Genomic DNA, 21,717 nt, shown 5'->3' on the forward strand with positions numbered 1-21,717 from the left:
CCGGAAACGCAACGACTACGGACCGGTTTTTGCCCGAACCGCCGGGTTGCGGGCCGCATTACACGAAAAATAGCTGAGGTCCAAGCCGAAATGGTCTCTTTTCACAACCCGCCGGCGTTGCTGCCGAACCTCGTTAGATCATCGCCATGCCGCCATTCACGTGGATGGTCTGGCCGGTGACGTAGGCGGCTTCGTTGGAGGCGAGATAAGCGACGGCGGACGCGACTTCAACGCTGGTGCCCATGCGCCGCGTGGGGATCGCCGCCATGATCGCCTCTTTCTGCTTGTCGTTGAGCTTGTCGGTCATCGCCGATTCGATGAAGCCCGGGGCGACGCAGTTGACGGTGATGTTGCGGGTGGCGATCTCCTGTGCCAGCGATTTGGAAAAGCCGATCATGCCGGCCTTTGAGGCGCAATAATTGGTCTGGCCGGGATTGCCGGTGACGCCGACCACCGAGGTGATGTTGATGATGCGGCCATGGCGGCGGCGCATCATCGGATGGGTGAGTTCGCGGGTCAGCCTGAACACGGCGGTCAGGTTGACTTCGAGCACGGTGTCCCAGTCGGCATCCGACATGCGCACGAACAGCCCGTCCTTGGTGATGCCGGCATTGTTGACCAGGATGTCGACGCCTTCGAGATCGGCCTCGGCTTTCTGGCCGAGCGCCTTGACCTCGTCACGGTTCGACAGGTTGGCCGGGAACAGCTTGACCCGGTCGCCAAGCTCGCTGGCCAGCGCTTCCAGTTTCTCGACGCGGGTGCCATGCAGGCCGACGATCGCGCCCTGCGCATGCAGCATCCTGGCGATCGCCTCACCGATGCCTCCCGATGCGCCGGTGACGAGCGCCTTGCGGCCAGTCAATTCGAACATGTCTTTTCCTTCTCTCAAACCGGATAACGGTTATCTGTAGACATCACAGCCCCAGAAGTCGTCGCCTTTCATAATACCTTCCTCGCCGCTCCTGATCCGTGCCAGCACCTCGGCGGCAAGGTAGGAGTCTTCTACGTCCTCAAGGCCGCGCTCAATGAACTCACGCATATGATAGGCTTTGCTGCGCCCAGTCTTGGACGCGAGAACATCCAGGCGCAGCCTGATCTCAGGAGAAAGACGGATCGATGTGGACATGCCGCACCTTAGTTGCGATGCACGTATTCATGTGGCCGCGCATCAGCGAATTCAAGTCAAGCCGTTCAACCAAGCGCCGCCAACGCCGCCTCGACCTCAGCCGCGGAGCCGACCGACGCGGTGGCAATGTCGCGGTTGATGCGCCGCGCCAATCCTGAAAGCACCTTGCCGGCGCCGATTTCGTAAAGCGTGGTGATGCCGTTCGCGCCGAACCACTCCACCGTCTCGCGCCAACGCACGCGGCCGGTTATCTGTTCGACCAGGCGGCGGGCGATCTCGTCCGGATCGCTGGTCGGGCTAACCGTGACATTGGATAGGACGGGAACCACCGGCGAATTCTTTGTCACGCCGGCCAGGGCTTCCCGCATGACGTCGGCCGCGGGCGCCATCAGCGCGGAGTGGAAAGGCGCGGAGACCTGCAGCATCAGCGCTCGCTTGGCGCCCTTTTCCGTGCACAGTTTCGCCGCCAGTTCGACCGCAGCCTTGGTTCCGGAAATAACCAGCTGACCGCCGCCATTGTCGTTGGCGATCTGACAGACCAACCCTTTGGATGCCTCGGTGCAGGCTGCTTCGACATCGGCCTGTTCCAATCCGATGATCGCCGCCATGGCGCCCTCGCCGGCCGGCACCGCCGCCTGCATGGCATTGCCGCGTATGCGCAGCAACCGGGCGGCATCGGCAACCGAAACGAAGCCAGCAGCGGCCAACGCCGAATATTCGCCCAGCGAATGACCGGCGACATAGGTGACCTTGCCTTTCAGCGAGAAGCCGCGCGATTCCAGCGCCCGGATCACGGCCAGGGACACCGCCATCAGTGCCGGCTGCGCGTTTGCGGTCAGCGTCAACGCCTCTTCCGGCCCTTCCCAGATCAGCTTCGACAAGTTCTCACCAAGTGCGTCGTCGACTTCCTGGAAGACCCTGCGCGCTTCGGGGAAGGCGTCGGCGAGATCCTTGCCCATGCCGACCGCCTGGCTGCCTTGTCCGGGAAAGGTGAATGCGACGGCCATGCGAGGGCTCCCAAGGGCTGGTTTTGCTTGCCTGATAGACGAGTTTTTCTTGCCTGTGAGGCATGGCGGGGCGCCAAGTCAAGCCCGGTTCGACCCTGCCCGACGGCCGCCTCATCCGCCGAGTGCCTGTTCCGAAAGGCTTTTTGGCGATCACTCCTGATGAAAACCGCTCACGATTCGTTTGCTGGCTCTTCTTATTTTGGCCACAGGCGCTAGCTTTGCGTGACAATTCCATGACAATCGAGTGACGTGTTTGTCGCTGGGTGGGGAAGTTTAAGTGGCAAAGAGTTACAAACGCGCCGGCAAGCCCGCGCCACAGTTCCTGGAAGACGACCCCTCCACCGGCTATCTGCCGGGCAGGAGATGGCCGGTCGTGCGCTATGGGCTTGTCAGCCTGGCGATCGCGGCCGTCCTGGTGTTTGCGATCGAACTGATCGTGCGCGGCGATTTTGCCGGCACGGTCTCCTTCTTCCTGCAGCCGCTCAAGCCGGGCTGGACCACCATTGTCGTGTTCGCGCTGATCCTGATCGGTCTCGATGCGGTGCTCGGCCGCAGCCACCAGAGCCTGATGATCGTCGCGCCGCTGACCTTGTCGCTTGCCTTCGTCGGTCACCAGAAGTCGCATTATCTCGGCGATCCGCTCTATCCGACCGATTTCCTCTATGCCCGCCAGATCTTCGCGCTGCTGCCGCTTTTGGTGCGCGACCGTCCGATGACCGCGCTCGCCATGGTCGCCGGTATCGTTGCCGGCCTGTCGCTGCTCGTCTATGGCTGGCGGCTGTGGCGCCGCAAGGTTCCCGCACTCAGCCGCAAGGGCCGCCTTGCCCGGCTGACGCTGGCCGTGCCGCTGCTCGCCTTTTTCGTTTCGATCATGGACTACGCCACCTTCTCCTGGACCAGGGACCGGCTGCAGATCATCCCGATCATGTGGGACCAGAAGGAGAACTATGCCTCCAACGGCTTTGCGCTGGCTTTTGCGCTCAATGTGCCGATGGCGCATGTCTCGGCGCCGCCGGGCTATTCCGACAAGGCGATCGCAGCGATAGCCAGGCCTAATGTGACCGCCTCGGTGCCGGCCGAGAAGCCCGATATCATCATCGTCATGAGCGAATCCTTCTGGGATCCGACCAAGCTGCCCGGCGTCACCATCACGCCCGATCCGATCCCCAACGTGCGCGCGCTGCGCTCGGGTTCGATGTTCTCGCCGGAATTCGGCGGCATGACCGCCAACATCGAGTTCGAGGCGCTGACCGGCTTCTCCAATGCGTTCCTGCCGGCCGGCAGCATCCCCTATCAGCAATATGTGCGCACGCCGACGCCTTCGCTCGCAACCTTCCTCAAGAGACAGGGTTACCGGGCGCGCGCCATCCATCCCGGCACCAACTGGTTCTGGAACCGGGGCGCGGTCTACGCTGATTTCGGCTTCAACGACTTCAAGTCGGAAGAGACGCTGCCACCCATGCAAAAGCGCGGGCCGCTGGCATCGGATGCGGCGATGACCGACGAGATCATCAGCGAGGCCGACGCAAGCGACGAGCCGGTGTTCTTCTTTGCCGTCAGCCTGCAAAATCACGGCCCCTACGAGCCGAACCGCTACTACAATCCGACGCATACGGTGCAGGCGCCGATCAGCCAGTGGGCGCGCGAATCGCTGCTCAGCTATGCCGAGGGCTCAGCCGACGCCGATCGCGGTCTTGAACGCCTCGTCGAATGGGCGAAGAAACGCTCCCGCCCCACCGTGATCGCCTTCTTCGGCGACCATCTGCCGCCGCTGGGGCCGGTCTATGTCGAAACCGGCTTCCTGAAGGACAATGTCGCACCGCGCAAGGAAGCGTCGCCCGAGGCCGCCCTCGAACACCACGAGACGCCGCTGGTCATCTGGTCGAACCGCACCGGACCGGCTGAGCACATGGGTGCCGTCAGCCCAGCCTTCCTGCCTTATCATATCCTGAAGACGGCCGGCATCAGCCATCCCTACTACACCGGCTTCCTGGGCGAGATGAGCGAACGCTACCGTGTCGTCGACCGCAATTTGCTGCTGACGCCGGCTGGCGAGGCCACGCCCGATTGGGCGCGGCAGAAGGAGATCGACCCGGCGATCCGCGATTTCCGCCTGCTGCAGTACGATATGATGTTCGGCAAACGCCACGCGGCGCCCGACTTCTTTCCCGAAACGGTCGACAAGATTGTCGCCGCCCATACGAGTTGAGACCGGCGATTCCCTCAGAGCCGGCTGGTCCGTCTCGGATCGCGCGTTCAGTTCGTCAATTGCAGCTTCGAGAACTTGTTGGCAATCTGCTGGAAGACGTCCGGCAATTTGGTCGGATCGTTGACTGCGTAATAGCCGCTCGGATCAGAGGCGCAGGCGCTGTAAAGCGCACGGTTGGCTGCGGTGTCGGACTGCAGCACCATGGTGTAGATCTGTACGCCCTGGTCCTTCAATTGGGTGCAGACGCTTTTGGTCCAGCCATCGACGTTGCGTGCCGCCGTCGTCTGGTTATCCGATCCGAAACGACCGCCGGCCAGATAGCCATAGGATGTGTAGTCCGACTTCGTCGGCTGTTGGCTGGCGCCATAGACGACGTTCTCACCGTCGGTGAGCAACAGCACGATCTTGCTGATGCCGGGCGTCTTCCACGGCGCTCCATCAGTGTAGGGCGCGGCGGGCGACAGCACCCGCATACCCCATGACAGGCCCTCGGAGACATTTGTGCCCGAACCGTTCCACTCGGTCATCCGACTAGCCGCCTTGCGCAGCTTGTCGAAATCGTCGGTCAGGGGGACCACCGGAGTCGGACACGCACGGTTCGGACCGATAGTGATGGGAGAGCCGGTCTCGGTGATGAGTTCCTTGGCGGGCGCAACATATTTGGCGATCTTTTCCCTGGCAGCCCTGTCATCGGGCGACAAAAGGTCGATGAGGTTGCCGAGCAGGTTGCTGAGATCGATGCCCAGAATGTTGATGCCCGACTGGGCAAGCCTGGTTTTGTCGCTGACATCGTTGAGGTAGGAGTTGTTGTAGTATTTGTCCGAATTGCCATAGGAGCCAGACGGCTTTTGGGCGTCTTCGGGATCATCCGGCGCAAAGTACGGCACGAACAGCGTGTCGGGCTTGGCCGTGTCGGGTGGCGTGTCGGAGATATTGTAAGCGCCTGGCCGCGCCTCGACACAACCCTTCCATCCGGTGCCATTCCATCCGGCATCGGTCCATCCGGTCTTCTTGAGCTGTTTGAAAAGCGCCATGTGGTTCGGCCGCTTGCCGTCGATGACGGGAAAATTGACGCCGTTGGTCGAGGACTTGCCGTCCATGTCGATCCAGGACGGATCGAAGCCGTCGCCATTGACGTTGACAGCCGTTACGAAAGGAACCAGCGAGGCGCGGACCTTGCGCGTCGGCGATTTCGCCGCTTCGAGCGTGTCGAGCAACGATTTTGTCGCCGTCCTCAACGCCGTCATACGCACGCCGGCCATCGAGCCGGTGTTGTCCAGCACCAGCACGACTTCGAGCTGGTTGTTCGATTCGACCGCCGAGGCATCGACGACGATGTGCTTGCTGTCGCCGAACAGGAAGGCGAAGTTGAGATTGACGTCCGCCGAGGCAACCGCCTTTGTCTTGACGAAGTTGACGCCCTTGTCGACAGTCAACGTCGCCTGCGCATTGCCGAGCTCGCCATGACCGACGATGTTGGCCTGGAAATAGCGGTTGAAAGCGTCATTGCGGGTGATGTCGAGATCGCCAAGGTGCGAGGAAGCAAGGTTTGCCGAATCGAGAGCGTTCTGCAAATTGCTCTTGGCCCGCATAAGGGTCGAGACATCGGTTGCGAAAGCGACAGCCGTCAGGATGACCGGCAAACCCAGTCCCAGCACAAGCGTGAAATTGCCGCCCGTCGAGCGCCAGAATTTGTCGAGAAGCATCCTTACCCCCGGAAATGCTTGCCGCTTTTGTGCGGTCGTCCGGGCTTTTGCGCCTTCCATGATGAATCGACCGTTGACGGCCAGGCTTCAACTCCACACAACCTGCTGGTGTGGTTAAGACGTGGTTGCCGGAAACCACAACTCCAGCCGTTGCTGCTCCCCGATCGTCGCGTGGGACACACGGGAATGCCGCTTGCCCTTGCTTTACGGTCGGATTGCTGTATAGACGCCCGCAATCTGCCGGTCCTTGCTGGGGGCTGAACGGAGGGCCGGAGGTCTTTTCGAAAACCTTCGTGTGAAGCCGGAAGTGCTTCCGCCTCCCGTGTCTCCGCTCTCGACCGTCTCGTTATGCTCCTTTCTTCCCCCTGCCCCTTCGAGGGTTTGCGGGTCAGAGAAGTTGCAGAGGCTTTTGCCGCCGGGAACCGGGAGAGAAACGAAGAAAGGCATAAGACATAATGGCTCTTTACGAACATGTGTTTCTTGCCCGGCAGGACCTCTCGCAGCAGCAGGTCGATGCTCTTGTCGAACAGTACAAGGGTGTCATCTCCGCGAATGGCGGGGCCGTCGGCCGGGTCGAGAATTGGGGACTGAAGTCCCTCACCTACCGGGTCAACAAGAACCGGAAGGCTTACTACACGCTGATGGACCTGAATTGCCCAGCGGCCGCGCTCAACGAGATGGAGCGCCAGATGGGCCTGTCCGAAGACGTGCTGCGCTTCCTGACCATCAAGGTCGAGGCGCATGAGGAAGGCCCGTCGGCCATGATGCAGAAGCGCGAAGAGCGCTCGGAACGCGGCGGCTTCGGCGACCGCGACCGTGGCGATCGTGGCCCGCGCTCGTTCGGCGACCGTGATCGCGGCGACCGTGGCGATCGTCCGCCGCGCTCGTTCGGCGACGCCGGTGCCGATCGTGGTCCGCGCCGTCCGCGCGAAGGCTTTGAAGGGGGTGCAGAATAATGGTCGACATCAATCAGATCCCGACCCGGCGCCCGTTCCATCGCCGCCGCAAGACCTGCCCGTTCTCAGGCGCCAACGCGCCCAAGATCGACTACAAGGACGTGCGTCTCCTGCAGCGCTACATTTCCGAGCGCGGCAAGATCGTGCCGTCGCGCATCACCGCCGTCAGCCAGAAGAAGCAGCGCGAACTCGCCAAGGCAATCAAGCGCGCCCGCTTCCTCGGCCTGCTGCCCTACGTGGTTCGCTAATAGCGTCAATGCGGGCGGCTCGCCGCCCGCTCTTCTCCCACGGCGACGGGCGCCGCAGGGTTGGACATCAAATCCCGGGTTGAGGTCAAAAACCTCTAACTGCCGCGACAGGCAGGACAGCGTCACCAGCGCCCCCGGCGCTCAAGCTTCCTGACCTGTTCCAGAGACATTCGGCGCCGATCTCATCGATCGATTGGCGCCCAACCGAAGGAACAAAACCATGGACGTCATTCTTCTCGAACGCGTTTCCCGCCTCGGCCAGATGGGCGACACCGTCAAGGTCAAGGACGGCTTTGCCCGTAACTTCCTGCTGCCGCAGGGCAAGGCGCTGCGCGCCAACGAAGCCAACAAGAAGAAGTTCGAAGGCCAGCGCGCCCAACTCGAAGCCCGTAACCTCGAGCGCAAGTCGGAAGCGGCCCAGATCGCCGAAAAGCTCGACGGCAAGAGCTTCATCGCCGTCCGCTCCGCCGGCGAAACCGGGCAGCTTTACGGTTCCGTTTCGACCCGCGACATCGCCGATCTGCTGACGGCGGAAGGTTTCTCGATCAACCGCAACCAGATCCTGCTCAACCAGCCGATCAAGACCATCGGTGTCACCAATGTGGCGATCGCGCTGCATCCGGAAGTCGAGGTCACCGTCACGCTCAACATCGCCCGCACGGCCGACGAAGCCGAGCGCCAGGCCAAGGGCGAGACACTGACCACCGCCGAAGCCATCTATGGCGACGACATCAACGACAACGCCCGGCCGGAGAACTTCTTCGATCCGAACACCGAGTTCGAGGGCGGCGAAGACAACGCCTGATCACACTTCGCAAGACGATTGGAGCCATGGGCTGATCACGACTTAAAGCCAAGCTCCGATCACTTTGCCGTCATCCAGCCATGCTGGACCAATGCCCGGGTCTCTCGCCCGGGCATTTTTGTGCCAAATGGAACTTTTCGAACCCCTATATATTGTTGCAGACTATGGCGTAGCGCGTCCTTTGGCCGCGCAAAGCACGCTGTGCAACTTTGGTTCGGCGCAAGACCCCCGGCGAAATCGATCCCGATTTTCGCGGTCACGCGCCAAGGCAGCCTGTTTGGCCGAGAGGGGACATTTGGTCATGAATATTCTGTTGAAGCGCGTTCTCGACCGCCTGGTGCGCACCGGCAATCTCAAGGTGACCGGCCCCAAGGGCTCGGCTGTGGTTTTCGGCGACGGCAGCGGCGAACCGGTGCACATGCATATCAAGACGGCGCATGCCGAGCGCGCCATCACCTTCGATCCGATGCTGGCAGTGCCAGAGTCCTACATGGACGGCGAACTCGACATCCTCGAAGGCGGCGTGCTGGGCGTGATGCGCATCGCCTTCCAGAATATGGGCAGCGGCGGCATCGACGCCACCTGGTCGAAGGCCATCGAAGGGCTGCGCCACGCCTTCCGCCGCCTGCAGCAGATCAACACCGCCTCGCGCTCGCGCCGCAACGTGCAGCGCCACTACGATTTGTCGGGCGACCTCTACCGGCTCTTCCTTGACCAGGACATGCAGTATTCCTGCGCCTATTTCGAGCAGCCGGACATGACGCTGGACGAAGCGCAGGCCGCCAAGAAGCGCCACATCGCCGCCAAGCTCCGGCTGAAAGCCGGCCAGACGGTGCTCGACATCGGCTCCGGCTGGGGCGGGCTTGGCCTCTACCTCGCCAAAGCGTTCGACGTCGACGTGCAGGGCGTGACGCTGTCGACCGAGCAGCATGGCGTCGCCACCGACCGGGCGCACGCGCAAGGGCTGGAAAGCCGCGTGCATTTCGAGCTCAAGGACTACCGCGAGCTCAACGAGCGTTTCGACCGCATCGTCTCGGTCGGCATGTTCGAACATGTCGGCGTCAACCACTACCGCACCTTCTTCGACAAGAGCGCGACGCTGCTCAAGCCGGATGGCGTGATGCTGTTGCACACGATCGGCCGTTCCGGCGTGCCTTGGGCGACCAGCGCCTTCATCCGCAAATACATCTTCCCGGGCGGCTATATCCCTTCGCTCTCAGAAGTCATGCCGGCGATCGAAAAGTCGGGCCTGGTCGTCACCGACGTCGAGATCCTGCGGCTCCACTATGCCGATACGCTGAAGCACTGGGGCGAGCGCTTCGCTGCCAACCGCGACAAGGCCAAGGCGATCTATGACGAGCGCTTCTGCCGCATGTGGGAATTCTATCTGGCGGCCTCGGAAGCCGCCTTCCGCTGGCAGGACCTGGTCATCTTCCAGATCCAGATCACCAAGAAGAACGATACGCTGCCGATGTCGCGCGACTACATGGCCAAATGCGAAAAGGCGCTCGAGATACGCGATATGGGGCATCGTGAAACGGCTCCCGTCAAAAAGAGTCCGACCGCCAAGCCAGCTCGTCGCCGCAAGGTTGCGGACCAGGAATAGCATTGCCGCTTGCCATTGCCGGCGCCTGCACTGAAAAAGGTCCCGTGACCGTCGCGGGACCTTTTTCATGACCTACGTCCTCTATGCCGCCGCCGCTCTGGCCGAGATCGCCGGCTGCTTTTCGTTCTGGGCCTGGTGGCGGCTGGATAAGTCGCCGCTTTGGCTTCTTCCCGGCCTCGGCTCGCTTGCCCTGTTCGGCCTCCTGCTGGCGCTGGTCGACACGTCAGCCGCCGGCCGCGCCTACGCCGCCTATGGCGGCATCTACATTGCGGCATCGCTTGGCTGGCTGTGGCTGGTGGAGGACGTGCGCCCCGACCGCTGGGATTTTGCCGGCGCGGCGCTCTGCATTGCCGGCGCTTCCGTGATCCTTCTCGTCCCGCGGGGCGCGTGAGATGGAGTTGCCGGCATCCCTCCGCCAAGGTGTCGAGCGCTTGCTCGAAAACGTTCCGCTGGCGGTACTCAAACAAGCGGCAAAAACGCTGTCCGACCGTTATCGTGCCGAATTGCGCGACGGCCGTCTGCACATGGCCGAGGATCTGGCGGTGAAAGCCTATCTGGCGACGCGGCTGCCGGCGACCTATGCCGCGATCCGCGCCAGTCTCGATGCGCTGAGCGATGCCAAGCCCGCCTTCCAACCCAAGAGCCTGCTCGATGTCGGCGCGGGTCCTGGTACTGCGCTTTGGGCCACGACTGAGCTGTGGCCCGATCTCGAACAGGCTGTGTTGTTCGAAGCCAGTGCGGCGGTACGCAAGGTCGGCGAGACACTTGCCGCCGGTGCGATTGCCGCACAGACGAGGTGGCTGGCGGGTGATGCCACCATCGACCTTGCCGACCTCCAGTCGGCCGATCTGGTCACTTGCGCCTATGTGCTCGATGAAATCGCTCCCGCATCACTGCCGAAGCTCATCGACCGGCTCTGGCAACTCACCGCCGACACGCTGCTTGTGGTCGAGCCGGGCACCCCCGCCGGCTGGCAGCGCATCCTTGCCGTGCGCCGGCAGCTGATCGAGGCGGGCGCGCATGTGCTAGCGCCTTGCGCGCATCAGGCGCCCTGCCCGCTGGTCCAGCCCGACTGGTGCCATTTTTCCCGCCGCGTCGCCCGCTCGCGCCTGCATCGGCTGGCCAAGGATGCCGACGTGCCGTGGGAAGACGAGAAGTTCATCTATGTCGCGGCTTCTCGCGACGGACCCACATCACACCAAGCGCGGGTTCTTGCGCCGCCGAAGTCCGGCTCCGGCAAGGTTCTGCTTAAGCTTTGCCAGGACGACGGCACCGCCGCCGAGCGCTTGTTCACCAAGCGCGACGGCGCCGACTTCAAGCTGGCTCGGCGCCTGGACTGGGGCGACAGGCTGGGTTCCGAATAGGCGGCAGTGGCGTTTCGAACCGCTCCGAAGAAAAATTCGGAGCGATGTCGAATCCAGGCCGTGCCGTTCGACCATTGGCGTTCTCGGATCTTTCGAGACGCCAAGAGTGTCAAACGGCATCAGCCAACAGGAGAGACGCAATGAGCTATATCGCAGGATTTGTCGCCGCGGTGCCCGCCGCCAACAAGGAAGCCTATCGCAAGCATGTCGCCAGACGGCATCGGTGCTGAAGGAGTTCGGCACCACCCGGATGGTCGAGGGATGGGGCGACGACGTGCCCGGCGGCAAGATCACCGACTTCAAGGGAGCCGTGAAGGCAAAGCCGGATGAGGTCATCACCTTTTCGTGGCACGAATACGCGGACAAGGCGGCGGCGGACGCTGCCTATCAGACGATGATGAGCGACCCGCGCATGGCGGAGATCGGCGCGTCCATGCCCTTTGACGGCAAGCACATGATCATCGGCGGTTTCACGCCGTTCATCGACCTGAACACGACCGGCAAGACCGGCTATATCGATGGCTCGCTGGTGCCGGTGCCGGCCGCCAACAAGCAAGCCTACCTTGCCGTGGCGGCGAAGCAGGCCGCGGTGATCAAGGAACATGGCGCAACCCGCGTCGTCGAGGCGTGGGGCGACGATGTTCCCGACGGCGAGATCACCGATTACCGCAGCGCCGTGAAAGCGACGGGCGATGAGGTTGTCGTCTATGCCTGGGTCGAATGGCCGTCGAAGCAGGTGCGTGACGACGCCTGGAAGAAGGTGATTGCCGATCCGCGCATGTATGCCGACACCATGCCCTACGACAACCAGCGCCGGGTCCATGGCGGCTTCGCACCGATCCTCGACGCCTGATCCCAAGAACCCTAGTTTCGACAATCCTGGAAAAGGAAACCCACCATGCGTTATGCCTGTCTCATCTACTACCACCCCAAGACGCTGTTCGGCGGCAGCCCGCAAGCCAACGCCGTGCTGGCCGAATGCGCCGGATATGACGAGGTGCTCAGGGCCAGCGGCCACTTCGTAACCGCCGAAGCCCTGGTGTTGCCGGAAGAGGCGATGACCGTGCAGGTCCGCGACGGCAAGATGTCTTCGGTCGACGGCCCGTTCATGGAGACCAAGGAAATCCTGGGCGGCATCATCGTCATCGAAGCCCGTGATCTCAATGAAGCGGTGCGGGTGGCGAGCGGCCATCCGCTGGCAACGATCGGCTTTATCGAAGTCCGTCCGGTCGTCGACTTCAGCCAGCCGCCGCCGGTCCTGTGAGCACCGCCGGCCCGCGCGACGCCCTGGAGGCGGCCTACCGCACCGAGGCGCGGCGCGTGCTGGCGACCTTGATCCGCCTGCTCGGCGGTTTCGACGCGGCGGAGGAGGCCTTGCACGAGGCCTTCACCGCTGCCGCCGAGCAATGGCCGCGCCAGGGTGTGCCGGCCAATCCCTATTCCTGGCTGGTCTCGGCCGGCCGCTTCAGGACCATCGACCGCTGGCGCCGGGAAGCGCGGCTGGCCGGGGCTCTGCCCGAGCTCACGGCTCTGGCCGAGCCGACACCGGAGCCGGCCATGCCGGAAGACATCCAGGACGATGAATTGCGGCTCATCTTCGTCTGCTGCCATCCGGCGCTGGCGCCGGATGCACGCATCGCCCTGACCCTGCGCGAAGTGGGTGGTTTGACCACCGAAGAGACCGCCCGCGCCTATCTGACGCCGGCACCGACCATTGCGCAACGCATCGTGCGGGCCAAGGCGAAGATCCGGGACGAGGCCATCCCTTACGAAGTGCCCGACCGCGACGACCTGCCGGCGCGTCTCGAGAGTGCGCTGCAGGTGATCTACCTGATCTTCAACGAGGGTTACGCGGCAACCGAGGGGCCGAACCTGACGCGGGCCGATCTGTGCGCCGAGGCGATCCGGCTCGGCCGGCTGATGGTTGAGCTGCTCGACCAGCCGGAGGCGCAAGGGCTGCTTGCCCTGATGCTGCTGCACGAGGCGCGGCGCGCAACACGGGTCGATGTCAGCGGCGATCTTGTGCTGCTGGAGGACCAGGACCGCGCGCTGTGGGACCGTGCGCTGATCGCCGAGGCCGACGGCCTGATCGGTCGGGCGATCGCCTCGCGCCGCATCGGACCTTACATCCTGCAGGCGGCCATTGCTTCCGTCCACGCCGAGGCGGCAGGCACGGCGGAGACCGACTGGGTACAAATCGTCGCGCTTTACGATGTGCTCGGCCGCGTCGATCCTTCACCCGTCGTGGCACTTAACCGCGCCGCGGCCATAGGCATGCGCGACGGCCCGCAGGCCGGACTGGCGGCAATCGAGGCGGTCATGGGACAAGGCGGGCTGGACGGCTACCATCTGGCGCACGCGGCGCGAGCAGACATGCAGCGCAGGCTTGGCTTGACCGAAGCGGCAAGGACCTCCTACCGGCGGGCGATCGAGTTGACCCGGCAACCGGCGGAACGCCGGTTCATCGAGGGGCGACTCGGTCAGCTTTGAGCGGGATGGCTGCACAGGGCACCATTCTTGTTTTCCCGTTTTGTTCTCCCTGTAGATGCGCTACAATCGTTCTTTCGATTCGAGTCAATTGTGATTCTTTCCACCGAAAAAACTCGGCTGTGAATCGCGGGTATCAAAGCTGATTGGACAGGCACTGGTGCAGATAAGTCAGCATGGACTTGTCACGTTCTGATATCGAGAAGCCGGGATCGAAATCGGGGACATCATGGCAGAAGCAGCGCGAAAATTCGGCGTGGCGGAAACACCGCTTTATCGTGAAGCGCCCAACAACATCGAGGCCGAGCAGGCGCTGCTCGGCGCCATCCTCGTCAACAACGACGCCTTCTATCGCGTCTCGGACTTCCTCAAGGCCAGCCATTTCTACGAACCGCTGCACCGCAAGATCTTCGAGGTGGCGTCCGAGTTCATCCGTATGGGCAAGGTGGCGACGCCGATCACGCTGAAAACCTTCCTGCCCGCCGACGAGAAGGTCGGCGACATGACGATGGCGCAATATGTCGTGCGGCTGGCGGTCGAGGCCGTCACCGTCGTCAACGCCACCGACTATGGCCGCGCCATCTATGACCTTGCCACACGCCGCGCGCTGATCACCGTCGGCGAGGACATGGTCAACATCGCCTATGACGCGCCGGTCGACATGGCGCCCGGCGAACAGATCGAGGACGCCGAACGCCGCCTGTTCGAGCTGGCCGAAAACGGCCGCTACGATGGCGGCTTCGAGAGTTTTTCCGATGCGTTGAAGAACGCCGTCGACATGGCCAGTGCGGCTTACATGCGCGACGGCCACCTATCCGGCATTGCCACCGGCCTGCGCGATCTCGACCACCGCATGGGCGGCCTGCAGCCATCCGATTTGATCATCATCGCCGGCCGCCCAGGCATGGGCAAGACGTCGCTGGCCACCAACATCGCCTATAACATCGCTGCCGCCTATGAGCCTGCCCAGCAGGCCGACGGTTCGGTCAAGGCGGCCAATGGCGGCGTCGTCGGCTTCTTCTCGCTTGAAATGTCGTCGGAGCAGCTGGCCACCCGCATCATCTCCGAGCAGACCGAGATTCCATCGTCGAAAATCCGGCGCGGCGATTTGACGGAAGCCGATTTCGGCAAGCTTGTCGCCTACACGCAGGAGAACCACAAGCGCCCGCTCTACATCGACCAGACGGGTGGTATCTCGATCGCCCAGCTCGCGGCGCGCGCCCGCCGCCTCAAGCGGCAGCGCGGGCTGGACCTGATGGTCATCGACTATATCCAGCTGATGCAGGGTTCGTCCGCCAAGGCGTCGCAGAACCGCGTCCAGGAAATCACCGAGATCACCACCGGACTGAAGGCACTCGGCAAAGAGTTGGGCGTGCCGATCATCGCCCTCTCACAGCTCTCGCGTCAGGTCGAAAGCCGCGACGACAAGCATCCGCAGCTGTCCGATCTGCGCGAATCGGGCTCGATCGAGCAGGACGCCGACGTCGTGCTGTTCGTGTACCGTGAGGAATATTACATCAAGAACAAGGAACCGGAGAAAGGCACGCCCGAGCACCTCGCCTGGGAAACGAAGATGATCGAGGTCCAGGGCAAGGCCGAAGTGATCATCGCCAAGCAGCGCCATGGCCCGACCGGCACCGTCAGCCTTGCCTTCCAGGGCGAGTTCACCCGCTTCTCCGACCTCGCCGAGGAGCATCATCTGCCGGAAAGGTTCGAGTAGCTTTTTGACCTACCGTCGCGCTCTGTCACACCCCCCTCTGTCCTGCCGGACATCTCCCCCGCAAGGGGGGAGATTGGATGTCGTTACCGATTTCGCCAATCGCCGACGTGGCAGAGATGGTGCTGTAGTCAAAACTGCCAATCTCCCCCCTTGCGGGGGAGATGTCCGGCAGGACAGAGGGGGGTGTGAAGGAACGCCCCGCTTTCCCAATTTTCAGCCTGCGGCGACGTAATGGCAAAGTCACGCGTCCAATTCATCTGCCAGAGTTGCGGATCGGTGCATCAGCGCTGGGCCGGCAAATGCGATGCCTGTGGCGAGTGGAACACGCTGGTCGAGGAAGGCACGTCCGGCGGCATCGGCTCGGGACCAGCCAACACGCGCAACGCCCGCAAGGGCCGCGCGGTGGTGCTGACCACGCTGTCCGGCGATATCGAGGACGCGCCGCGCATCATCTCGGGCATTGGCGAACTCGACCGCGCCACCGGCGGCGGTTTCGTGCGCGGCTCGGCGTTGCTGGTCGGCGGCGACCCCGGCATCGGCAAGTCGACGCTGCTCACCCAGGCGGCCGCGGCGCTGGCATCAAAAGGCCATCGCATCGTCTATGTTTCCGGCGAAGAGGCGGTCGCGCAGATCAGGCTGCGGGCGCAGCGGCTTGGCGTCGCCTCTTCTCCGGTGGAACTTGCCGCCGAGACCAATGTCGAGGACATCCTGGCGACGATCGCCGACGGCAAGCGGCCTGATCTCGTCATCCTGGATTCGATCCAGACGCTGTGGACCGACCTTGCCGATTCGGCGCCTGGGACCGTCACACAGGTGCGAGCCGCCGCCCAGGCGATGATCCGTTATGCGAAATCCACGGGGGCGGCGATCGTGCTGGTCGGCCATGTCACCAAGGAAGGCCAGATCGCCGGGCCGCGCGTCGTCGAGCACATGGTCGACGCCGTGCTCTACTTCGAAGGCGAAGGCGGCCATCACTATCGCATCCTGCGCACGGTGAAGAACCGTTTTGGACCGACCGACGAGATCGGCGTCTTCGAAATGTCGGACAAGGGCCTGCGCGAGGTCGCCAATCCGTCCGAGCTTTTCCTTGGCGAACGCCATGCCAAATCGCCGGGGGCGGCGGTTTTCGCCGGCATGGAGGGGACAAGGCCGGTGCTGGTCGAGATCCAGGCACTGGTCGCACCCTCCTCGCTCGGCACGCCGCGCCGCGCCGTCGTCGGCTGGGACGGCGCCCGGCTGTCGATGATCCTGGCGGTTCTCGAAGCCCATTGCGGCGTGCGCTTCGGCACTCACGATGTCTATCTCAATGTCGCCGGAGGCTACCGGATTTCGGAGCCCGCGGCCGATCTGGCAGTGGCGGCCGCCCTGGTTTCCTCGCTCACCGGTCTTGCCCTTCCCGCCGATTGCGTCTATTTCGGCGAAATCAGCCTTTCGGGCGCCGTGAGGCCGGTTGCGCATGCGCAACAGCGCCTCAAGGAAGCCGAAAAGCTGGGTTTTGGAAGCGCGGTTCTGCCCTCGGGCAGCGGGGAACTGGCCGGGGGGATCGGGGCCGGTTCTTTCCAGCCGACCGAGCTTGCCGACCTCGTGGCACGCATAGCCGGCTCACGCCGAAGCCGCGTGGACGAAGAAGATTAGAGCATCGGACCCAGAACCCGATGCTCCGCGCTATAATGCGGCTCATGGAGTGGGGCGAAAGACATGCCGATTACGCTGCTTGACGGAATTCTCGTCGGCTTCACTCTGGTCTCGGCGATGCTCGCCATGGTTCGCGGCTTCTCGCGCGAAGTCCTGTCCGTCGTCTCCTGGGCAGCGGCGGCAGCGGCGGCGTTCTTCTTCTACAAGCCGGTTGTGCCTTACCTCGCGCCCTACATCGAGAATGAAAAGGTCGCCATGGCGGCGGCCGCCGGCGTGGTTTTCATCATCGCGTTGATCGTCGTCTCGGTCATCACCATGAAGCTAGCCGACTGGATCATCGATTCCAGGATCGGCGCACTCGATCGTACGCTCGGTTTCCTTTACGGCGCCGCGCGCGGCATCCTGGTCGTTGCCGTCGCCCTGCTGTTCTTCAACTGGCTGGCCGGTGCCAAGGCACCAGCCTGGGTCACGGAGGCCAAGTCGCGGCCGCTGCTCGAACAGATCGGCGCCAAGCTCGAAAGCCTGCTGCCCGAGGATCCGGAAAACGCGATCCTCAAGAAGCTCAATCCGAATCAGCCGGCCGCCGAGACGCCAGCGGCTCCGGACGCACCGGCCGCGGATGCTCCGGCGGGCGGCGACGATGCCAACACGCCGGCGCCTGACGACAATGACGCAACACCACCGGCCAACAACGCTCCGGCACCGGCGGCACCGGCAAACTGACGCCCGAAAACGGCGTCAGGATCTGACGATGGTGTGAACGACCGCACGGCCCGCGTTGCTTTCGGCGCGAACCCGCATTATATGGCGATTTTAGCGGAGCTTAAGATGGCAGACGCAGACGACGTGCTTTCCGCCGAGGCCGACGACCATTTCCACGACGAATGCGGTGTGTTCGGCATTTTCGGCCGGCAGGACGCTGCGGCCATCGTTACACTGGGCCTGCATGCGCTGCAGCATCGCGGCCAGGAAGCGGCCGGCATCGTTTCCTATGACGGCAGCCAGTTCCATGTCGAACGCCATGTCGGCCTGATTGGCGACACCTTCACCAAGCAGCGCGTCATCGACAGCCTGCAAGGCAACCGCGCCATTGGCCATACGCGCTACGCCACCACGGGCGGCGCCGGCATGCGCAACATCCAGCCCTTTTTCGCCGAATTGGCCGATGGCGGCTTCGCCGTCGCCCACAACGGCAATCTGACCAACGCCATGACCGTGCAGCGCGCGCTGCAGAAGCAAGGCGCGATCTTCTCCTCCACCTCCGATACCGAGACGCTTTTGCACCTCGTCGCCACCAGCAAGGAACGCGACTTGAACTCGCGTTTCATCGATGCGGTGCGGCAGGTCGAGGGCGCCTTCTCGCTGGTGGCGATGACGGCCAAGAAGATGATCGGCTGCCGCGATCCGCTCGGCATCCGGCCGCTGGTGCTCGGCGATCTCGACGGCGCCTGGATCCTGGCCTCCGAAACCTGCGCGCTCGACATCATCGGCGCGCGTTTCGTTCGCGACCTGAAGCCCGGCGAGATGGTTGTCGTCACGTCCAAGGGCATCGAGAGCCTGTTCCCCTTCGAACCGCAGAAGACCCGCTTCTGCATCTTCGAATATGTCTATTTCGCGCGGCCGGATTCCTCGGTCGAAGGCCGTAACGTCTATGAGGTGCGTAAGCGCATCGGCGCCGAGCTGGCGGTCGAAAGCCCGGTCGAGGCCGACATCGTCGTGCCGGTGCCGGATTCGGGCACGCCGGCGGCGATCGGCTTCAGCCAGGCCGCAGGCATTCCCTTCGAGCTCGGCATCATCCGCAATCATTATGTCGGCCGCACCTTTATCCAGCCGGGCGATTCGATCCGCCACATGGGCGTCAAGCTGAAGCACAATGCCAACCGCCGCATGATCGAGGGCAAGCGCGTGGTGCTGGTCGACGACAGTATCGTGCGCGGCACCACCAGCCAGAAGATCGTGCAGATGGTGCGCGACGCCGGCGCCAAGGAGGTGCATATGCGCATCGCTTCACCGCCGACACGCGCGTCCTGCTTCTACGGTGTCGACACGCCGGAGAAATCGAAGCTCCTGGCATCGCGCATGTCGATCGAGGAAATGGCCGAGTTCATCCGTGTCGATTCGCTTGGCTTCCTCACCATTGACGGGCTCTACCGCGCGGTCGGCGAGGCCAGCCGCGACAACGACCAGCCGCAATTCTGCGACGCCTGCTTCACCGGCCAGTATCCGACCCGCCTGCTCGACTTCGAAGGCCACGACAATGTGCGAACGCTGTCGCTGCTGGCGACGAGCGGGACGTAGGCCGGACCGTCATCAGCGTTAGTCAAATTCCCGGAATCCATCGCATGACCCTCGATCTTTCCGGCCGCGTTGCGGTCGTCACCGGCGCCTCGCGCGGTATCGGCTATTTCATTGCCAAGGAATTGGCTGCCGCCGGCGCGCATGTCATTGCGGTGGCGCGCACTGTCGGAGGACTGGAAGAGCTCGACGACCAGATCAAGGCGGCCGGCGGCCAGGCGACACTGGTGCCGCTCGACCTCGCCGACATGGCCGGTATCGACCGCCTGGGCGGCGCCATCCACGAACGCTGGGGCAAGCTCGACATTCTCGTCGCCAATGCCGGCGTGCTCGGCGTCATTTCGCCGATCGGTCATGTCGAAGCAAAAACCTTCGAGAAGGTGATGACCATCAACGTCACCTCGACCTGGCGGCTGATCCGCTCGGTCGACCCCCTGCTACGGCTCTCCGATGCTGGACGAGCGATCATCCTGTCTTCCAACGCAGCGCACTCGGCGCGTGCCTTCTGGGCGCCCTACGCGGCCTCCAAGGCCGCGGTGGAGACGATGATGCGCTCCTGGGCGCATGAGACGCAGAGCCTGCCGCTCCGGGTCAACGCCGCCGACCCCGGCGCCACCCGTACCGCCATGCGTGCCCAGGCAGTGCCGGGCGAAGATCCCGAGACGTTGCCGCACCCCGCCGAGATCGCCAAACGCATCGTACCGCTGGCCAGGCCGGAGCTGAAAGAGACCGGATTGATCTTCCAGGCCAAGCACAATCGCTTCGTCGCCTATCGCCAGCCGGAATAAAACTTGACTGCGAGATGGATTAAATAGGCCTCCGGCAACGTTTCCTCTGACGTAACCATTCGAACTGGAGGATCGACATGCGCAGACTTGTTCTCGTTGCCACCACGGCCATCGCGGCCGCCCTCGCCGCCACAGTCGGCGCAGCCCTCTCGCAAGATGCCAAGATGAGCTTCTTCGTCACCAGTGTCGGTTCCGGCAAGGGTGCCGACCTCGGCGGCCTCAAGGGCGCCGACGCGCATTGCGCATCGCTGGCGGAAGCCGCCGGCGTCACCGGCAAGAGTTGGGCCGCCTATCTGTCGACCAGCGATACTGACGCCCGCGACCGCATCGGCAAGGGGCCGTGGGTGAACGCCAAGGGCGTCAAGATCGCTGACGACGTCGCCTCGTTGCACAGCGATGCCAACGGCATCACCAAGCAGACGGCGCTCAGCGAGAAAGGCGAAGTGGTCAACGGCCGCGGTGACACGCCGAACCGCCACGACGTGCTGACCGGCTCCAAGCCCGACGGCACCAGGATCGCCGACCAGACCTGCGGCGACTGGACGATGAGCGGGGCGGAAGGCGCCGCTATGATGGGCCATCATGACCGCACGGGCCTCGACGATTCGGTAGCCGCCAAATCCTGGAATTCCTCGCACGCCTCGCGCGGCGGCTGCAGCCAGGAGGCGCTGAAGGGCACCGGGGGCGATGGCCTGTTCTATTGTTTTGCCACCAACTGAGCCGATTGGGCTTCGAAATTTGGGCTGGAACCCATCGTCACATCACGCGGCTGTGATGTGACGATGGAAGGCTGCGCCGCCGTCATGCTTTCGTCATTTCCGTGGAGTTGGTAAGGATCACAGCGACTCCCACAACAAGCGCCCACTGGCAGAATGAGGAAATCCCCATGGCTACGACCGCAGCAGCGTTGGTCTGGTATCTGGTAATCGCCGGTCCGCAAGGCGGCATGGTCGTGCTGCCCAGCACCTTCGACAAGCGCGAACAGTGCACCGCCGCCATCACCGAATATCAGAAGCAGCCGACACCAGCCGGCTGGTCGGTCCAATGCGTGCCGAGCGCCTCGCCCTTCACCGACGAGGGCGACGCCGAAGAACCGTCAGCACAGTAAGCGTCAGCGCCGTGCGCTCACCGTCAGCTCCGGCTTCTGGCTGATGGTCTGGAAGACCACGCAATAGCGCTCGGTCAGCTTCAGCAGCGAGTCTATCCGCTCCTGCGGCTCATCGGTGTCGAGCTTGAAATTGAGCCGGATGGCGCGAAAGCCGACCGGCGCATCCTTGGCGACACCGAGCGTGCCGCGAAAATCGAGATCGCCTTCGGCTTCCACCGTGGCGGCGCCGAGCTTGAACTCGAGCGCCGTCGCCACCGCCTTCAGCGTCACCCCGGCGCAAGCCACCAAGGCCTCCAGCAGCATGTCGCCCGAGCAGAGTTCAAGGCCTGAGCCGCCTGTTGCCGGATGCAAACCGGCGATGGCGAGCGCCCTGCCCGTCTCCACCTTGCAGGCAACCGACTGGTCATCGATCGAGCCCTTGGCGCGAAGCGTGATCAGAGCCTGCGAAGCATCGTCACGATAGGCCTGCTTCAGCGGCGCCTGCATGGCCTTCAGTTCGGTCGCATCCATCCGCTTTCCCCTTCGTCGACTGCTTGCGTCACCGGCATACGCCGTCCGGTCGAGATTTGCGCCGATCACCGTGGGAAGGCAATGCCGTTCCGCAACAGGAAACAGCCGCCAACACCGATATCCCAAATGGGACATTGACGGACAAGG

At 63.4% G+C, this 21,717-nt stretch carries 22 protein-coding genes; 17 read left to right on the plus strand and 5 right to left on the minus strand.

The window, feature by feature from the left end; genetic code table 11:
• Positions 1–133: 133 nt before the first annotated feature.
• From fabG to fabD, 3 genes are all read right to left on the minus strand, one after another.
• Positions 134–871: a 3-oxoacyl-[acyl-carrier-protein] reductase gene (gene fabG, locus NKJ11_RS05685; RefSeq protein WP_023813762.1), complete on the minus strand. Its 738-nt coding sequence runs from the start codon at positions 869–871 to the stop codon at positions 134–136.
• A gap of 30 nt (positions 872–901) precedes the next feature.
• Positions 902–1,126: a type II toxin-antitoxin system RelB family antitoxin gene (gene relB, locus NKJ11_RS05690; protein WP_352792870.1), complete on the minus strand. Its 225-nt coding sequence runs from the start codon at positions 1,124–1,126 to the stop codon at positions 902–904.
• A 65-nt stretch (positions 1,127–1,191) separates the two neighbouring features.
• On the minus strand, positions 1,192–2,133 hold the full coding sequence (gene fabD / locus NKJ11_RS05695; RefSeq protein WP_352792872.1) for an ACP S-malonyltransferase: 942 nt from the start codon (positions 2,131–2,133) through the stop codon (positions 1,192–1,194).
• Positions 2,134–2,410: 277 nt separating this feature from the next.
• Between fabD and NKJ11_RS05700 the strand changes: the two genes are divergently transcribed.
• A complete protein-coding gene (locus tag NKJ11_RS05700; protein ID WP_352773955.1) occupies positions 2,411–4,342 on the plus strand; it encodes an LTA synthase family protein in 1,932 nt (643 codons plus the stop codon).
• Positions 4,343–4,389: 47 nt separating this feature from the next.
• Here NKJ11_RS05700 and NKJ11_RS05705 read toward each other — a convergent pair whose 3' ends face one another.
• Complete coding sequence (locus tag NKJ11_RS05705) at positions 4,390–6,048, minus strand: pilus assembly protein TadG-related protein (protein ID WP_352631900.1); 1,659 nt, start codon at positions 6,046–6,048, stop codon at positions 4,390–4,392.
• 455 nt (positions 6,049–6,503) lie between these two features.
• On the opposite strand from NKJ11_RS05705, the gene rpsF reads away from it, so the two are divergent.
• The 16 genes from rpsF (at position 6,504) to NKJ11_RS05790 (ending at position 21,060) form a co-directional block, all read left to right on the plus strand.
• Entirely contained in the window at positions 6,504–7,004 is a 501-nt protein-coding gene (rpsF, locus tag NKJ11_RS05710) for a 30S ribosomal protein S6 (RefSeq protein WP_352792874.1), read from the plus strand.
• Complete coding sequence (rpsR, locus tag NKJ11_RS05715; protein ID WP_006203718.1) at positions 7,004–7,252, plus strand: 30S ribosomal protein S18; 249 nt, start codon at positions 7,004–7,006, stop codon at positions 7,250–7,252. Before rpsF ends, rpsR begins: the two co-directional genes overlap by 1 nt.
• A gap of 220 nt (positions 7,253–7,472) precedes the next feature.
• Entirely contained in the window at positions 7,473–8,057 is a 585-nt protein-coding gene (gene rplI / locus NKJ11_RS05720) for a 50S ribosomal protein L9 (protein ID WP_127289263.1), read from the plus strand.
• 301 nt (positions 8,058–8,358) lie between these two features.
• Positions 8,359–9,663, plus strand: coding sequence for a cyclopropane fatty acid synthase (locus tag NKJ11_RS05725; RefSeq protein WP_128305695.1), 1,305 nt, complete (start codon positions 8,359–8,361; stop codon positions 9,661–9,663).
• A gap of 67 nt (positions 9,664–9,730) precedes the next feature.
• Positions 9,731–10,054, plus strand: a complete 324-nt coding sequence (locus tag NKJ11_RS05730; RefSeq protein WP_023813755.1) for a YnfA family protein — start codon at positions 9,731–9,733, stop codon at positions 10,052–10,054.
• Position 10,055: 1 nt separating this feature from the next.
• Positions 10,056–11,027, plus strand: coding sequence for a small ribosomal subunit Rsm22 family protein (locus tag NKJ11_RS05735; protein ID WP_352792875.1), 972 nt, complete (start codon positions 10,056–10,058; stop codon positions 11,025–11,027).
• Between the two features lie 223 nt (positions 11,028–11,250).
• Positions 11,251–11,880, plus strand: coding sequence for a DUF1428 domain-containing protein (locus NKJ11_RS05745; protein WP_352792879.1), 630 nt, complete (start codon positions 11,251–11,253; stop codon positions 11,878–11,880).
• A 45-nt stretch (positions 11,881–11,925) separates the two neighbouring features.
• Positions 11,926–12,291 (plus strand): YciI family protein, encoded by a 366-nt coding sequence (locus tag NKJ11_RS05750; RefSeq protein ID WP_128303068.1) that lies wholly within the window; start codon positions 11,926–11,928, stop codon positions 12,289–12,291.
• Entirely contained in the window at positions 12,288–13,517 is a 1,230-nt protein-coding gene (locus NKJ11_RS05755) for an RNA polymerase sigma factor (protein ID WP_352792880.1), read from the plus strand. Before NKJ11_RS05750 ends, NKJ11_RS05755 begins: the two co-directional genes overlap by 4 nt.
• A gap of 226 nt (positions 13,518–13,743) precedes the next feature.
• On the plus strand, positions 13,744–15,234 hold the full coding sequence (locus tag NKJ11_RS05760) for a replicative DNA helicase (RefSeq protein WP_127261333.1): 1,491 nt from the start codon (positions 13,744–13,746) through the stop codon (positions 15,232–15,234).
• Positions 15,235–15,465: 231 nt separating this feature from the next.
• A complete protein-coding gene (gene radA, locus NKJ11_RS05765; RefSeq protein WP_023813748.1) occupies positions 15,466–16,869 on the plus strand; it encodes a DNA repair protein RadA in 1,404 nt (467 codons plus the stop codon).
• Positions 16,870–16,932: 63 nt separating this feature from the next.
• Positions 16,933–17,592, plus strand: a complete 660-nt coding sequence (locus NKJ11_RS05770; RefSeq protein WP_127289277.1) for a CvpA family protein — start codon at positions 16,933–16,935, stop codon at positions 17,590–17,592.
• A gap of 105 nt (positions 17,593–17,697) precedes the next feature.
• Positions 17,698–19,167, plus strand: coding sequence for an amidophosphoribosyltransferase (purF, locus tag NKJ11_RS05775; protein ID WP_013532528.1), 1,470 nt, complete (start codon positions 17,698–17,700; stop codon positions 19,165–19,167).
• Positions 19,168–19,211: 44 nt separating this feature from the next.
• Positions 19,212–19,952: an SDR family NAD(P)-dependent oxidoreductase gene (locus NKJ11_RS05780; protein ID WP_352550555.1), complete on the plus strand. Its 741-nt coding sequence runs from the start codon at positions 19,212–19,214 to the stop codon at positions 19,950–19,952.
• Positions 19,953–20,029: 77 nt separating this feature from the next.
• Positions 20,030–20,671: a hypothetical protein gene (locus NKJ11_RS05785; protein WP_352550556.1), complete on the plus strand. Its 642-nt coding sequence runs from the start codon at positions 20,030–20,032 to the stop codon at positions 20,669–20,671.
• Positions 20,672–20,838: 167 nt separating this feature from the next.
• Positions 20,839–21,060, plus strand: a complete 222-nt coding sequence (locus tag NKJ11_RS05790; protein ID WP_013532531.1) for a hypothetical protein — start codon at positions 20,839–20,841, stop codon at positions 21,058–21,060.
• Positions 21,061–21,063: 3 nt separating this feature from the next.
• Here the strand turns inward: NKJ11_RS05790 and NKJ11_RS05795 are convergent, their stop codons facing one another.
• Entirely contained in the window at positions 21,064–21,570 is a 507-nt protein-coding gene (locus NKJ11_RS05795) for an OsmC family protein (RefSeq protein ID WP_183453887.1), read from the minus strand.
• Positions 21,571–21,717 lie beyond the last annotated feature (147 nt).

The sequence above is a fragment of the Mesorhizobium sp. M0243 genome (genome assembly GCF_040321775.1).
Lineage (GTDB): Bacteria > Pseudomonadota > Alphaproteobacteria > Rhizobiales > Rhizobiaceae > Mesorhizobium.